Annotated in this window: 12 protein-coding genes; 8 read left to right on the forward strand and 4 right to left on the reverse strand. The window is 55.5% G+C overall.

What is annotated here, in order from left to right; genetic code table 11:
* Positions 1 to 186 precede the first annotated feature (186 nt).
* The 7 genes from J2Z70_RS26565 (at position 187) to J2Z70_RS26595 (ending at position 9632) form a co-directional block, all read left to right on the forward strand.
* Positions 187 to 1194 carry a glycoside hydrolase family 130 protein gene (locus J2Z70_RS26565; RefSeq protein ID WP_209878163.1) on the forward strand — a complete coding sequence of 336 codons (1008 nt, stop codon included), beginning with the start codon at positions 187 to 189 and terminating at the stop codon, positions 1192 to 1194.
* 497 nt (positions 1195 to 1691) lie between these two features.
* Complete coding sequence (locus J2Z70_RS26570) at positions 1692 to 3500, forward strand: cache domain-containing sensor histidine kinase (RefSeq protein ID WP_209878165.1); 1809 nt, start codon at positions 1692 to 1694, stop codon at positions 3498 to 3500.
* Between the two features lie 3 nt (positions 3501 to 3503).
* Positions 3504 to 5135, forward strand: coding sequence for a response regulator (locus J2Z70_RS26575; protein WP_209878167.1), 1632 nt, complete (start codon positions 3504 to 3506; stop codon positions 5133 to 5135).
* A 171-nt stretch (positions 5136 to 5306) separates the two neighbouring features.
* On the forward strand, positions 5307 to 6692 hold the full coding sequence (locus J2Z70_RS26580; protein WP_036725651.1) for an ABC transporter substrate-binding protein: 1386 nt from the start codon (positions 5307 to 5309) through the stop codon (positions 6690 to 6692).
* 108 nt (positions 6693 to 6800) lie between these two features.
* Positions 6801 to 7703, forward strand: coding sequence for a carbohydrate ABC transporter permease (locus tag J2Z70_RS26585; RefSeq protein WP_036725649.1), 903 nt, complete (start codon positions 6801 to 6803; stop codon positions 7701 to 7703).
* 14 nt (positions 7704 to 7717) lie between these two features.
* Positions 7718 to 8554: a carbohydrate ABC transporter permease gene (locus J2Z70_RS26590; protein WP_076079688.1), complete on the forward strand. Its 837-nt coding sequence runs from the start codon at positions 7718 to 7720 to the stop codon at positions 8552 to 8554.
* 70 nt (positions 8555 to 8624) lie between these two features.
* Positions 8625 to 9632: a glycoside hydrolase family 130 protein gene (locus J2Z70_RS26595; protein ID WP_209878169.1), complete on the forward strand. Its 1008-nt coding sequence runs from the start codon at positions 8625 to 8627 to the stop codon at positions 9630 to 9632.
* Between the two features lie 701 nt (positions 9633 to 10333).
* Here J2Z70_RS26595 and J2Z70_RS26600 read toward each other — a convergent pair.
* Both J2Z70_RS26600 and J2Z70_RS26605 read right to left on the reverse strand, forming a co-directional pair.
* The gene (locus tag J2Z70_RS26600; protein WP_209878171.1) at positions 10334 to 11536 is read right to left on the reverse strand and encodes an ROK family protein; all 1203 of its coding nucleotides are present in this window, start codon (positions 11534 to 11536) and stop codon (positions 10334 to 10336) included.
* 209 nt (positions 11537 to 11745) lie between these two features.
* Positions 11746 to 12201 (reverse strand): CBS domain-containing protein, encoded by a 456-nt coding sequence (locus J2Z70_RS26605; RefSeq protein ID WP_036696539.1) that lies wholly within the window; start codon positions 12199 to 12201, stop codon positions 11746 to 11748.
* Between the two features lie 119 nt (positions 12202 to 12320).
* On the opposite strand from J2Z70_RS26605, the gene J2Z70_RS26610 reads away from it, so the two are divergent.
* Positions 12321 to 12755, forward strand: coding sequence for a MarR family winged helix-turn-helix transcriptional regulator (locus J2Z70_RS26610; protein WP_209878173.1), 435 nt, complete (start codon positions 12321 to 12323; stop codon positions 12753 to 12755).
* Positions 12756 to 13099: 344 nt separating this feature from the next.
* Here J2Z70_RS26610 and J2Z70_RS26615 read toward each other — a convergent pair whose 3' ends face one another.
* Both J2Z70_RS26615 and J2Z70_RS26620 read right to left on the reverse strand, forming a co-directional pair.
* Positions 13100 to 14605, reverse strand: coding sequence for an amidase (locus tag J2Z70_RS26615; protein ID WP_209878175.1), 1506 nt, complete (start codon positions 14603 to 14605; stop codon positions 13100 to 13102).
* A gap of 104 nt (positions 14606 to 14709) precedes the next feature.
* Positions 14710 to 15291, reverse strand: coding sequence for an LOG family protein (locus tag J2Z70_RS26620; RefSeq protein WP_036696546.1), 582 nt, complete (start codon positions 15289 to 15291; stop codon positions 14710 to 14712).
* Positions 15292 to 15319 lie beyond the last annotated feature (28 nt).

Genomic DNA, 15319 nt, shown 5'->3' on the forward strand with positions numbered 1-15319 from the left:
TGCAACTTTAACGTTACCGTAATTATTAACTAAATTCAGTCCTTGTGCTCTAATGCTCTACTAGCTGAAAATGGAAGATTTCATGTGAACATTTTATAGATTAACTATGCAAGATGATGCATAATAGGGGATGCAAAGACACTGGTTGCGCTTTCATCTATTAACTTACAGAGGGGAATCTGCACAATGAACGATCTGACGACAGGAACGCTGACTTCAAGTCCGGTGATGGTCCGGCATCCGCTTAACCCGATTCTGAAGCCTTCTGATGTACCCTATGGACCGGCGATGGTATTCAACGCCGGGGTGACGAAATTCAAGGGCAGATATGTCATGGTGTTCCGCAATGATTACGGGGATGAGAGCAAGGGAATCGTCGCTCCCCATCATACGACCAATCTCGGCTTGGCCTTCAGCGATGACGGCGTAAGCTGGGAGGTGCAGCCGGAGCCATGCTGGTCCTGGCATGATGAAGAGGTGGTCCGTGTATACGATCCGCGCCTGAGCGTGATCGGTGACCGCTGTTATATGTGCTTTGCGGTCGATACTCGTCACGGGCTGCGCGGAGGGATCGCTGTTACTGACGATTTCCGTTCGTTTGAAGTGTTAAGCCTGTCGCTGCCGGATAACCGCAATATGGTACTCTTCCCGGAGTTGATCGGAGGCAAGTATGTAAGGCTGGAGCGCCCGCTTCCGGTCTACAGCCGGGGCGGCCGCGACCGCTTCGATATGTGGATGAGCGATTCCCCCGATCTGAAGTACTGGGGGAACCATAAGCTGCTGCTGGCCGTGGAGCAAGTCGCTTATGCCAACGATAAGGTAGGTCCAGGTGCGCCTCCGGTGAAGACGGACAAGGGCTGGCTGACCACCTTCCATGCAGTGGATCTCGATCCTGCCCGGGGCAAGAACGGCTGGGAAGACACCTGGAAGAAGCGCTACACCGCCGGAATTATGCTGCTGGATCTGGAAGATCCGAGCAAGATTATCGGCCGGGCGGAAGCTCCGCTGCTGGTGCCGGAGGCGGTGTATGAAACTTCGGGCGGCTTCCGCAACGATGTCATTTTCCCCGGCGGGATGATCCTGGAGGACTCGGGCGAGGTCAAAATCTATTACGGTGCAGCCGATACGGTGGAATGCCTGGCCACGGCCCATGTAGACGATCTGCTCAGGCTTTGCCTGGAGCCGAAGAGATAATTAGACCGGTTATATAGGCAGGGGGCCTTCCGTTATGCGGGGGGCTCCAGCCTTTTTTTGTTGAGAAATTATGATTTACGCCGCCTGTGGATAGGTATGTACGCAAAAAATGTATAGAAGAATGCTGCAAGAAGTGCAACAATACTGCCCCATAGAAGCGGCCTCTGCCGGAATCCTGCACAAACTGCAACAAATCCAGCGATAACTTGCTCTAACTATCGAAATTTGTGCAAAAAATGCAACATTGTACTTCGACTCCGTAACATTTATAGATGAATCCTGCAAAAAGTGCAACAATGCTGCCCCCCATCCAAGCAGTAGGTGAGAGAAGTCGTCAGCATCCCTTACCCACAGGATGATTTTGTTCAAATATGCAGCGGAATCTGCCGAATTATCATGCCCTCTCTTGACGCCGGGCCGGAGCAGCCGTATCGTACAAGTGACAAGAACCGATAACCAAAGGGAGGTACAAGGTACATGCTTCAGAAGCAAAAGCTATGAATACATTCACAGCCTATGGCCGCAAGCTCGGGCGGCAGATCGCCGGCAGGTATTACCGGATATCCATCAAACAGAGGATTCTGTTCTCGTTCATCGTGCTGATCACGCTGTCCATCGGTGCAATGGGCACCTTCTCATATTGGATTGCCGCGCAGGAGATCGAGGAGAATGCTTACGCCGGCAGCCGGGAGACCGTAAGCAAAACGGCCCAGCTGCTGGATTCCCGCCTGAATGATGTAGCGCTGTCTGTACAGTCCCTGATGCTGAGCGATGCGTACCGCAAGATGATGCTCGATGTGTTCAGCCATGAGGTGTCGAATTACTATGTACACCTGTCCGATCTGCAATATGTCCTCTCTCAGGCAATGTTCAATCAGCCGATCATTGAGAGTGTGCTAATCGTAACCCCGATTGGCGATTTCTATCCCACTACGCAGATCCGGGCGCAGGACAACTCGTTCTACGGCTCGGAATTATATGATCTGAGCAAGGAGCAGCCGGGCGGCTACTGGGCCAAAGGACATTATGACCGGTTGTTCACAGGCAGCCAGAGGGTGGTCTCCTTCGTAGTCCGGGGAATTTATGAATACCCTTACACGCCGATCAGCAATGTATTTATTGTGGTCAATATCAGGGAGAGCCGGATCGATGAGCTGCTGAATACAGGCGGAGAACAAGCAGGGAGAAATTATTATCTGGTGAGCGGGGAAGGAGAAGCTGTGGTGGAGTCCCGCTGGCCGTTCCGGGGCAGGTTCCCCTGGAAGCCGGTGCTTGTCGAAGCCGGAAAAGCGGCCGATCCGCAGGATCACTACTACAGCTATGGCGGCAAGGAATATCTGGTGAATTATACAAACTCAGCCGTATCACACGACTGGATCATCTCCGGCATGCAGTCGCGGGACCAGCTGCTGGGCAAGCTGCAGCGGGTGCAGCGGATCACCCTCTATGTCATCGTTGTTTTCCTGCTGGCGACCTGGCTCATTTCGAATAAGCTGACATCTGTACTGCTGAAGCCCCTGTTCAAGCTGCGGCGGCTGATGCGCAGAGTCGAAGAGAACCAGCTCAGTGTGGTGTATGAGAGCCGTTATGAGGATGAGGTTGCCCAGGTCGGCTTTCAGTTCAACCGGATGATGTCGGAGATTAAGACGCTGATCGCGGATGTGAAGACCAAGGAGGAGGGCAAACGGCATGCAGAGATCCGTGCCCTTACGGCGCAAATGGAGCCGCACTTTCTGTACAATACGCTCAATACCATCTATTGCAAATCGGTCATGGGCGAGAATGACGATGTGAATGAGATGATCCTGTCGTTGTCGCAGATGTTCCAGATCGGACTCAGCGGCGGCAAGGATCTGATTACCCTTGCGGATGAGCTGTCCCATATGCGGCAGTATTTTGCCATTCAGCAGAGATGCTATGAAGGTCTGTTCGAATACACGGTGACGGTAGAGGACGAGGCCCTGCTGTCCTGCCTGCTGCCGAAGATTATCCTGCAGCCGGTGGTGGAGAACAGCATTCAGCATGGCTTCAGCGACCGGACCATAGGAGGCAGGATAGACATCACGGTCAGCCGGGAGCAGGGGATGCTGCATATTTGCATTACCGACAACGGACGGGGACTTGATGCTGCACAGGTCAAGCAGGGGATGGCCACGGCTCCGCAGTCGAGGAAAGGTTATGCCCTGTTCAATATCAGGCACCGGCTGGCGCTGTATTACGGGGAAGAAGCCCGTATGGATGTGGGCGGCGAGCCGGGTAATGGATCGCGGACGGATCTGTGGATTCCGCCTAGGGAGGAGAGTTGAAGGATGGAACGGAAGCTGGAGCCGGAAAGGTTCAAATTATGTGTAATCGACGATATCAAAAGTGTGGTGGAGATGGTCTCGCGCAAGCCGCCGTGGCAGGAGTACGGTATTGAGGTCGCCGGTACGGCGCTTGACGGCGAAGCGGGGCTGCAGATCATCCGCGAGACCCGTCCGGACATTGTGCTGACGGATATCCGCATGCCAAGAATGGACGGCCTGCAGATGACCCGGGCGATTCTGGAGGTGCTGCCGGACTGCAAGATTATTATTCTCAGCGCCTACTCGGAGTTCTCTTATGCCCAGGAAGCGATCCGGCTGGGGGCACTTGATTTCGTGAAGAAGCCCTTTTCCCTGGAGGAGATTGTGAATGCAGTGCTGAAGGCCAAGGAGCTGTGCCGGGAGGAGCGTCAGGAGACGGCCAGACTTGCTGTGATGGAGGCGAGAATCAGGGAAAGTCTGCCTATTCTCCGCCAGGAATATCTCACCTTCCTGCTGCACCACCAGACGACAGAGACAGATGCCCGTTCCCGCTGGGCCTATCTTGATATCCCGCTGGACCAGCATGATTTCTTCGTGTTTGTCGCCGAGATCGATCATTTCGCAGAGAAGCTGGGCGGCCAGCCTGTGCAGGAGGTCGAGCTGCTGAGGTTCAGCCTGCACAATATTCTCGAAGAGACGATTTCCGCCTGGACCCGCGGCATTATTATCCGGGAGGCGACAGACCGGTACGTCTGCATCATGAACGGCTCGGACCCGGAGACCGCCGCGTTGATTACGGAGGCCTGCTGCACGAATGTAAGCCGCTTCTCGCGTCATACCATTTCTATTGGCGTGGGGCTGGGCACGGCGGCGATTCAGGGGCTGGGTACGGCGTACAGGCAGGCGCTGAGCGCCCTGGGGTATCATTTCTATACCGGGGGCAACGGGGTATATCATTACAGCAATATCGAGAATAAACCACTCTCGCTTCACAGCTATTCCGCCGCCGCCGAGCAGGAGCTGCTGTTCGCCCTGCGTTCCGGCAATTCCGCCAAAAGCCTGCAGGTGCTGGACCAGTTGTTCGCGGAGCTGCTGGACAGCGGACTTTTGCCTGAGCCGCGTTATGTGGAAAGTGTCGGCTATGAGCTGAGCTCCAGGATCTGCCGGGTCCTGCTGGAGCAGTTCCCTTACGGGCAGGTGGAGCCGCTGGAGCTCCGAATTTCCGCCCTGAAGAACCTGATGCATCCTTCCCTTCAAGATATCCGGGACCTGCTGTCCTGGCTGTGCCGGGAGGCCTGTGCGCTGGTTACGGAGGCCCGTTCTCTGGAGTCCACACGGATTATCCGCCAAGCCGTCGAATACATCCATGGTCATCTGGACACGGGGCTGTCACTGGAGCAGATGGCGAAGCAGATTAACCTTAGCCAGGGGTATTTCTCCAATCTGTTCAAGAAGGTGCAGGGAATTTCGTTCCAGCAGTATGTGATGCATGAGAAGATGGAGAAGGCGAAGGCGATGCTGATCAGCGGCCGGCAGGTTCAGGAGATCGCCCAGGATCTCGGGTATGAGCACAGGCGCTATTTCAGCGAGGTATTCAAGAAATATACGAGCATGACTCCGTCGGATTTCAAATTGCATTATCTTGGAAAAGAATAGCAATCAGCAGGGGAGGAATTTCCGCAGGGCGGAGATTGCCTCCCCTGTTTGTATACAACTCCTACAGAAATCTGCCCTTAATGTGGGCTTACCCGCCTTATCTGAATCCGCCTATAGAACTATAATCAAGTTGTAAGCGAATACAGCAGGGTATATAAGGGGGCACTACCAATGATGAAGCGTACGCTAATGACATCTCTGAGCCTGGTCCTGGCACTCGGCTTGGCAGCCTGCGGCAATGGTAACAGCGGCGGCAATGCAGCTGAAGGCAAGGGAGAAGGGGCGAAGGCCGGTTCGGGGGAAAAAACTAAAATCAGCTATTGGACAGGCGACCGCCACGATGCGGATTTTATAAAGGAGAAGGTAGCCGAGTTCAACGCATCCAATCCTGACGGGATTGAAGTGGAGCTGGTCGTCAAGGGCGATGACTTTGATACCGCACTCGATCTGTCCTTCCAGACCTCGGATGCGCCGGATGTGATCCGGGCGAAGGAGAATACCATCCAGACCTTCTACAAAAAAGGCTTTCTCGCTCCGATTGACGAGTTCCTGAGCGATGAGATGAAGACGAAATTCCCGGCCATGCCGGATCTGAATGAATTTGACGGCAAGCGTTACAGTCTGCCAAACTACGGAACGACCATGCGTCTGGTGTACAACAAGGATCTGTTCGCCAAAGCGGGCATTGAGCATCCGCCGACTACCTTACAGGAGCTGGTGGATACAGCCAAGAAACTGACCGAAGCCGGCAAAGCGGACGGCGCTTACGGCTTCGCCCTTAACTTCAAGAACCCCGGCAGTGCGTTCGCACGTTCGGCGCGGGTGGTTGCGGAGATGAGCGGCTATGGCGGCTTCGGGTATGATTTCAAGACGGCCCGCTATGACTTCAGCGGCTTCGAGCCGATCATCAATGCTTTTAAGCAGATCAAGGACGATGGCAGTATGCTGCCGGGTGTAGAATCGCTGGATATTGATCCGCTGCGGGCGCAGTTTGCGGAAGGCAAGATCGGAATGTACATGTCCTACTCCTCGGAGCCGGGCGTCTACAAGAATCAGTTCCCGGCCAAGATTGACTGGGCGGCTGCTCCAGTTCCGACCATCGACGGCAATGTGAAGGGGGCTTCCGGCTTCCTCGGGGGCCAATGGCTGGCGCTCAGCTCGAAATCAGAGCATAAAGAAGCAGCCTGGAAGTTCATGGAGTTCATGTACGGCGATCAGGTGCTGACGGATTATCAGGAAAAAGGCTTCGGCATCTCCATGGTTCCGTCCATCAGCGCAGCAGCCAAGACACCGGATGTGAACGGCATCGAAGGCTTCCTGCCGAACAAGTACGATGGAGTGTGGCCGGTCTATCCGTCTGTAGCACCGGAAGGCATGAAATCGGATGACGCCTTCTTCAAATATATGCTAAACGGCGGCGACCTGAAGGCGATTATCGCTGATCTGAACAAACGCTATAATGCTGCACTGGACAGTGTGATTGCGAATGACGGCGTGAAGGCCGAGCCGGATGCCGGCTTTGATCCCGCCGCTCTGGGCGGCAAGTTCGCCAAATAGACAAAAGGTTAGGGATAGAGATATATAGGCCGGGATAGCGGGGGATGAGGGAGCAGCTTCCTCATCCCTCTGCTCTGGCCGTAAAGGAAAGGAGCCGGAAGAAACCAGATGAACAAAACGAAACATGCCTTATTTTCATACAGCTTTATCTTTCCAAGTGCCTTGCTTACGTTGGTCCTTGGGATTTACCCGATTGCCTGGGCGTTCCGCTATATGTTCTATGATTATAAAGGGTTCGGAACGGCCCGGTTTACCGGTCTGGCCAATTTCAGCCGCATTCTGAAGGATACCCAGTTCTGGGATTCGGTGGTGAATACATTTGTTTATGCAGGCGGCAAGCTGCTGATCACCATTCCGCTGGCCCTGCTGCTGGCCGCCATATTGAACCGGGGGCTGCGGGGCAGACAGCTGCTGCGGGGGATTTTCTTCATGCCTACCGTCATCAGTACCGCGGTAATGGCCGTAGTCTTCTTCACGATTTTCAACTCATATAACGGAATTCTCAACCAGTTCCTGATCCGCTCGGGCCTCTCCGATTCGGGTGTGGACTGGCTGGGGCCGAAATATGCCATGCTCACTGTCATCCTGGTTGCGGCCTGGGGGGCGGTCGGCAATTACATGCTGCTCTTCCTCGCCGGTCTGCAGAATATTCCCGAGGATGTGTACGAGGCTTCTTCTCTGGACGGGGCAGGCAAAATCCAGCAGTTCCGCTATGTCACCCTGCCGATGCTCGGACCTGTCATGCAGATGGTTATTATGCTGGCGATCATCACAGCCCTGAAGGGCTACGAGAGCATCATGGTACTGACTGAAGGCGGTCCTGTAGGCAAGACGGAGGTCATGTTCCTGTATTTGTACAAATTATTTTTCCCTGTCGGCGGGGGCAGCGCGGCGGTTCAGGTCCAGGAGTTCGGATACGGCAGTGCGGTCGCCTTTGTGTCTGCGGTCATTGTAGGGATGATATCACTCATTTATTTCTACGCATCCAGACGTATGAATCAGACCGATTGAGGAGAGAGGCTATTATGAGACTAAGAACCATACTGGGTAAAATCATCCTGTGGATTTTTTTGCTGACTGTTGCTTTTATCACCCTGATTCCGGTCGTAATCACGATCCTGGGCTCCTTCAAGACGAATGCCGAGCTGACTGCGGGAGCCACCTTCCTGCCGGAGAGCTGGCACTTCTCGAACTATGCCGAAGCCTGGTCGCAGGCGAATTTCTCCAGATATACGCTGAACAGCCTGATGGTTTCTCTGGCGGCAGTGGTCGGCACGCTTCTGGTATCATCCATGGCGGCTTATGTAGTGGACCGGATGGATTTTGCCGGCAAAAAATTGTATATCGGACTGCAATCGTTCACCATGTTCGTGGCTGTAGGGGCGGTTGTGCTGCGTCCTCAGTTCGATCTGATGGTTAAGCTTCATCTGCACAACAGCCTGTGGGGCGTGATATTGATTCTGATCTCCGCCCATGCTTCGATCTTCTTCATTCTGTTCAGCTTCATGAAGGGGATTCCCCGCGAGCTGGACGAGGCGGCGCTGATCGACGGCTGCTCTCCGGGCCGGACCTTCTGGCGGATCATTCTGCCGCTGCTCGGACCCGGACTTGGCGTTGGTGCCCTGTTCACCTTCCGCGGCGCGTGGAATGAATATCTGCTGCCGCTCGTGTTCACGATGACGAAGCCGGAGCTACAGACGCTGACTGTCGGCCTGGCGAACCTGAAATATGGGATTTCGGCCGCTTCCCAGACCCACTACATGATGGCAGGTGCCTGCTTGTCCATTCTGCCGATTCTCGTCGCCTACCTGTTTGCCAACAAATCCTTCATGCAGATGACAGCCGGTTCCCTGAAGGGGTAGCTGTCCTGCACTGCACAGACTATAGACAACATGAAACAATCAACATTCAATATTTAAGGAGGTACACCCCATGACACTACACATTCCGGCGATTCTGCAATCCGCCCCGTTCATCCGGCGGTATCCGGGGAATCCGGTGCTGGATGCAGCGAAGGTTCCTTACCCCACCGCACTGGTATTCAATGCCGGTGTAACGAAATTCAACGGCAAATATGTGATGATCTTCCGCAATGATTACGGCTCACTGGCCGATCAGACGCTTGAGCCGCACCACACCACGGATCTCGGCATTGCCTACAGCGACGACGGGCTGAGCTGGACCGCCGGCCCGAAGCCGGTGTTCAAAATGCACGATGAGGAAATTATCCGCGCCTACGACCCGCGCCTGACCGTGCTCGGCGGCCGCTGTTATATGTGTTTTGCCGTGGATACGCGCCATGGCATCCGCGGCGGAATTGCCGTCACCGATGATCTGGAGCACTTCGAGGTGCTCAGCCTGTCTACACCGGACCTGCGCAATATGGTGCTGTTTCCAGAGCTGATCGGCGGCAAGTATGTCCGGCTGGAGCGTCCCTTCACGGTGTACAGCCGCGGCGGCCGGGACCGCTTCGACGCCTGGATCTCCGAGTCGCCGGACCTCGTGCATTGGGGCAACTCCAGCCTGCTGCTCGCCGTCGAGCAGGTGCCGTTTGCCAATGACAAGGTCGGACCAGCTGCGCCTCCCGTCCGGACGGACAAGGGCTGGCTGACCACCTTCCATGCGGTGGATGTAGACCCGGCCAGAGGCAAGCACGGCTGGGAGGACACCTGGAAAAAGCGCTATACTGCCGGAATTATGCTGCTGGATCTGGAGGACCCCCGCAAGGTGCTCGGCATGAGTAAGCAGCCGCTACTGGCGCCGGAGACGGATTATGAGATTGGCGGGGGCTTCCGTAATCATGTGATTTTCCCCGGCGGGATGATTCTGGAGGATGACGGCGAGGTCAAGATCTATTACGGCTCTGCGGATACGGTTGAATGCCTGGCGACTGCCCATGTGGACGATCTGCTCCGGCTCTGTCTGGAGCCGGGGGAATAAGTAAAGTTGCAAGCTGGCTGAAAGCGGGAATGAGGAGCGGTAGTGGTGGGATGGTGCATTAAGTGCAACAATGGTAGCTTAATAGGAGCGACTTGAGCGGAGAGTGTGCATAAAGTGCAACAATTCTAGCACGATAGCAGCAACCGTGGGCAGAATGTGCAAAAAGTGCAACATTGCAGCTCAATGGGAGCGACTTGAGCGGGGAGTGTGCTTAAAATGCAACATTTCTAGCTCAATTGCAGCGACCGTAGGCAGATTGTGCATAAAGTGCAACAATGCAGCCCCATAGGAGCAGCCAGCGCAGGAATCCTGCACAAATTGCAACAACACAGATCCAATTAGCACCGGTTCGCCGAAATTCCTGCAAAATCTGCAACAATAGCTCCACAGCCAGTAACCAATGTAGAGAAATCCTGCAAAAGGTGCAACATTGCCGGAACCTAGCCAAACCCGCTAACTGAAAGCGGGCGATGGGCGAGAATGAGGTGTAAAAGTGCACTTGAAATCGCTGAAAGTTGGCGTTGGGGCGAGAATGAGGTGTAAAACTGCACCAGAATTAGCCGAAAGTTGGCGATGGGCGAGAATGAGGTGTAAAAGTGCACTTGAATTCGCTGAAAGTTGGCGATGGGCAGGAGTAAGGTGCAGAAGTGCACCTTATCCCGGCCTAAAGCAGGCGCAGGGCGGGAATGCGGTACGCCCCCTCAGCTCGTCAACTGGTGCAGCACCAGAGCACATGCGCCTGTTGCGACAGCACGCTCGCCCAGGCTGCTCCGGGTGAAGCGGACATTGTACTGTCCGCGGTAGTAGGTCCGCTCCAGGGCGATCCGCGTGGCGGTCTCGTAGAAATCTGCGGCGAGGAACAGCGGGCCGCCCAGGATGACCTCCTCCGGGTGGAGGATGTTAATCAGGTTCGCCAGCCCGATGCCGCAGGCCACCGCCATCTCATCGAATAACCGGACCATTACAGGATCGCGCTCCCGGAGCGCTTCCAGCAGATGGACGAATTCCAAAGCCTCCGCATGCTCTGCCAGAGCACGGAGGCTTGTGCTGCTGTCCAGCCGCCAGGCCTCGCGGGCCTGCCCCTCCAGCGTCCGGACCGACACATAGCTCTCCCAGGCCCCGGCGTTGCCGCCGGGAATCTGCGGCGGCACTCCCGGGAGGTCAATGATCATCTGCCCGACGGCCCCTTCGGTATCGGTCATGCCGTAGAGCAGCCGCCCGTCATTCATGATCGCTGAGCGCAAGCCGATTCCGGCATGGAGATAGAGAAGGTGCTGATGCATCCGGTTGCTGCCGGCCCAGTATTCGCCGAGCAGTGCCGTATTGGCTCCATTATCCAGATAGACAGGCACCCCCAGGCGCTGCTCCAGCTGTTCCTTGATATGTACTTGTGACCAGCCCTCTGCAGGAAAACGGGCCGGATTCAGGATAACTCCGGCTGTGCGGTCCAGCGGACCAACCGCCCCGATGCCCAGACCGGCGACCCGGCTAAGCTGGACAGAGGCTGCGTCAAGCATCTGTAAGCCTTGTCTGTGGAGCGACTCCATTAGAAGCTCGGGGGTAAGCCCTGCATCCATGCTCCAGGTATGCTCGCCCAGCAAGCGCAGATGAAAGTCTGTCAGCACAAGCTTGGCATGGGTACGGGAGATCTCCAGCCCCAGCAGATAAGCGTAAGATGGATTCGTCTCATAGAGGGTAGGGCGGCGTCCGCCGGTGGATTCGCCGAAGCCGACCTCAACCAGAAGCTCCTGGGACAACAGTTCATCCAGGATGCGTGTTAACGTGCTTATGGTCAGTCCGCTTTCGTCCAGCAGGGTCTGCTTGGAGACGGTACCGTGTTTTCTGACCGTGAAATAGATCTCTCTGGCTTTGGGATTGGCGATGACTTCATGAATAGGCAGCACAGATGGTTCTCTCCTTATGAAAAGACTATACCTGACGAATGGACTACATCTGCTTCAACAATGACATAAAAAGCAGGGTGCCGCAACTATCACAAGGAGAGCGTAAGCGTAAGCGCCATTTCGAATATGTAGCCGCTGCCGGGGAGAGACGCAGGACGGTCAGGCAGCATATGAGGATAAGCAGGCGTTAGTGGCGAGGATTGTTCATCCTAGAGCAGCGCCTTGAAGGAATGGCGGATCACATCGCCGCGGCTGATGATGCCGACCAGCACATGGTTCCGTTCGACGGGAACCTTTTTGATCTGCTTTTTGCCGAGGATGGTGGCGATGGCTTCAATATCTTCTTCGGCATGCACGGTGATGACCTTCTTCTTGGCGATAGCCATTACGTTCAGACCCAGCAGCTTCTGCGCCCGTTCCTCGAACAGATCATTATCCCCGACGAACACATTAATCTGGAAAAAAGAATCCACAATCAGATCCTCATGCCTGCCGATATAGCGCATAATATCCCCGTCGCTGAGGTAGGCGACAATCTCATTCCGGTCATTCACGACAGGCATACCGCTGATCCGGTGGGCAATACATTTCTCAATAAAAGTCCGTACGGTGTCTTCCTGCTTAACCTTGTACACCTGACGGACCATGAATTCATGGGCTTTCATACCGGTTCCCCCTGAAAATTAGCTTTTGCAGAAATAAGTTGTATCATGAAAGTATATACTTGTATTATACAAGTGGAAAGAGTAAAGTCAATGAATAAAAGAGAAGAGGGGCAACCGGCATGGACAAACATTCAATTGAGACAATAGAGCTGGAAATGGCGGTTCTGTTCCGCCGTCTCACTTCAATTACCACGTTCAAAAAAATCGGCAATCTGGATCGTGCGGCCTACCTGCTGCTGCATCACATTGCCTCTCGTGAAGGAACTGCCGGGATAAAGGCAATCTCCGATGAGTTTCAGTTGGATATTTCTACGGTCAGCCGGCAGGCTGCCTCACTGGAGAGTAAGGGGTACATCACCCGGGTACCGGACCCTGTGGACGGGCGGGCTTATTCGCTGCAGATTACGGAGACGGGCAAAGCGAGTCTGGAGGAGAACCGGCAGGTCCGGCAGGAGATGATCGAACAACTGCTAAAGGGCTGGTCGGAGGAGGAGGGACAGCTGTTCGGGGAGCTGCTGCGGAAGTTCAATGCAACTTTTCTGGGAGAGGGCTGATGGGTCGCGGAAGGTAACAGAAACCGCTTATGGGCTGAAGGGTGCTATAGGCTAGAGGAACCGGACCAAGGAGAGTCGGGTAGGTGCCCGGCCCCGGAAGTATTCTATTGTATTTTGTGCAGTCAGATGAAGCGAAAAGGCTCTATTTCAGCGATCGATTGTACTTCGTACATTAGATTTTTGCGATACAGCCTGAACCGGGCGGATTTACAGAATTCTATTGCAGTAAATACAGCAGAATGTGTTTTTAGAGGCTTTTACACGGATTCTGCTGTATAAAATACAATCACCTGCTTCATTCTCGCCCTGGGTTCGTATAGCCATCAGGTAAACTCAGGAAAATCTCAAGCAAAGCCTGCATTCCCGCTCATCCCCACCCACAGCGGGGATTGCTCCAGACAAGCGGCGAGCTGGAGCAGCAGGTCCTCGCGCCCTTTGGAGGCCATGACCTGGACGCCTATCGGCATTCCTTCGGCCGTAAGATGCACCGGCACGCTCATGGCGGGCTGGCCGGTCAGGTTGGCGAGCTGGGTGAAGGGCGTGTACGTCAGGCTCGGCTCGAACATCTCGTAGATCATCCGCCGCTGCGCGTCCTTCGGCAGCCCGCTGACCTGCATCAGCTTCTCTGTCTCCGCCGTGGTCTGGGTCAGCTCTCCGATCTTCGGGGCAGAGTCTGCATTAGCCGGAGTAATATACAGATCGAAGCGGTCCATCAGCGCGGCCATTTGCGCAGCGGCTACATCCCATTCGTGCAGACTGTGTACGAATTCTGCCGCCGAGACCTGCTTCCCGGCTTCGGCCAGCACCCAGGTGACAATATCCACTTCCTCTGCCTTAATTGGACGGCCCATGGCGCTCTCCAGCGACAGGAACATGGCGGATACTTCTCCGGCGTTCATCGTATAGTAGTTGTCCATCAGCCGCACCCCGTTGACCGGGCTCAGCTTCTCTTCCACCTCATAGCCCTCGGACTCCAGCCACTTGACCGTCTTCCGCACGGCCTCTACCGCCTCAGCGGATACCGGTGTTCCCACCGGCGAAGCGGTGGTGAAGGCGATCCGCAGCTTCCGCTGAGCAGGCTTCAACAGATCGTCCAGGTAGACGCCCGGATACAGCGGCGTCTGAAAAGCCGCTTCCGGCTGCACCACCTGCAGCAGATCCAGCATCGCGGCGCTGTCCCGCACCGAGCGCGTCAGCGCAAAATCAATCGACGCCCCCTGCCACTGGCGGCCGATTCCCGGGCCGACCGGCGTGCGCCCGCGCGTCGGCTTCAGCCCGAACAGGCCGGTGAACGAGGCCGGTATGCGGATCGAGCCGCCGCCGTCACTGGCTCCGGCGGCCGGGACGATCCCTGCGGCAACCGCCGCAGCCGCACCGCCGCTGGAGCCGCCGGGTGAACAGGCGGGGTTCCAGGGATTGCGGGCCGGGCCGTGAAGGAGGGGCTCGGTGATGTTTTTCAGCCCGAATTCCGGCGTATTCGTATGGCCCAGCGGAATGAAGCCGCCACGCCGGATACGGGCCACATAGTTAGAGTCCCTTTTCGCTACATTGTCCTTCATCAGTAGAGCGCCCGAGGTCAGCGGTTCGCCGCCAATCGCCTGGGAGATATCCTTCAGCAGGAAGGGGACGCCGGCGAACGGACGGGGGGTATCCCCGGAATCAAGGGGCATCTCCGCAGCCTCCTTCAGCGCGGCCTCCCGGCGGGTGCGCACCACCGCATTCAGCAGCGGATTCACCTCATCCATCCGGGCATAGGCGGCTTCCACAAGCTCACTTGCAGAGACCTCCCGTGCCTTCACTAGGGCGGCAAGCCCCAGCGCATCATAACCGGAATAAGCAGACAACGACATAGGTATAACCTCTTTCTGGCAGGAACAGGCAGGCTACATAGTGGTCAGGCTATAGCTGCAGTCTCGCGCATAGTGTATTGCGTTATAAGGAGGGCAGAGACTTTTCAAGTACGCTCATCTGTAAGATATTGCTTCACTGGAGGCGGCGTATACTCTGCGAACTGCTGCAGAATGCCCTCCGGCGTGGTAGCGTTCAGCATGATGGAATGATGCTTCTCCTGCATGAATTGTTCCCGGGCCATGTTGCTGAACAGGGCAATCAGCGGATCATAATAATGATTCACATTAAGCAGTCCGCAGGGCTTCTGATGCAGGCCGAGCTGCGCCCAGGTGAAGATCTCGAAATACTCCTCCATCGTGCCCGGGCCGCCGGGCATAGCAATGAATCCGTCCGCCAGCTCAGACATCTTAAGCTTCCGTTCGTGCATAGAGTCTACCATAATCAGCTCTGTCAGACGGGTGTGCTCGATTTCTCTTTGCTTCAGAAAATGCGGCAGCACCCCGATCACACGGCCTCCCGCCTGCATTACGCTATCCGCAATAGCGCCCATCAACCCTACAGTAGCTCCGCCATAGATCAGCGTAATGTTACGTGCTGCAAGTTCCTTGCCGAGTAGAATAGCGGATTCCTTGTATACGGGCGAAGCCCCTTCACTGGAACCGCAGAACACTGCGATACTCTTCATAAGCTGCTGACTCTCCTTTGTCTTAAGA

This window comes from Paenibacillus silagei (assembly GCF_017874735.1).
GTDB lineage: Bacteria > Bacillota > Bacilli > Paenibacillales > Paenibacillaceae > Paenibacillus_AQ > Paenibacillus_AQ silagei.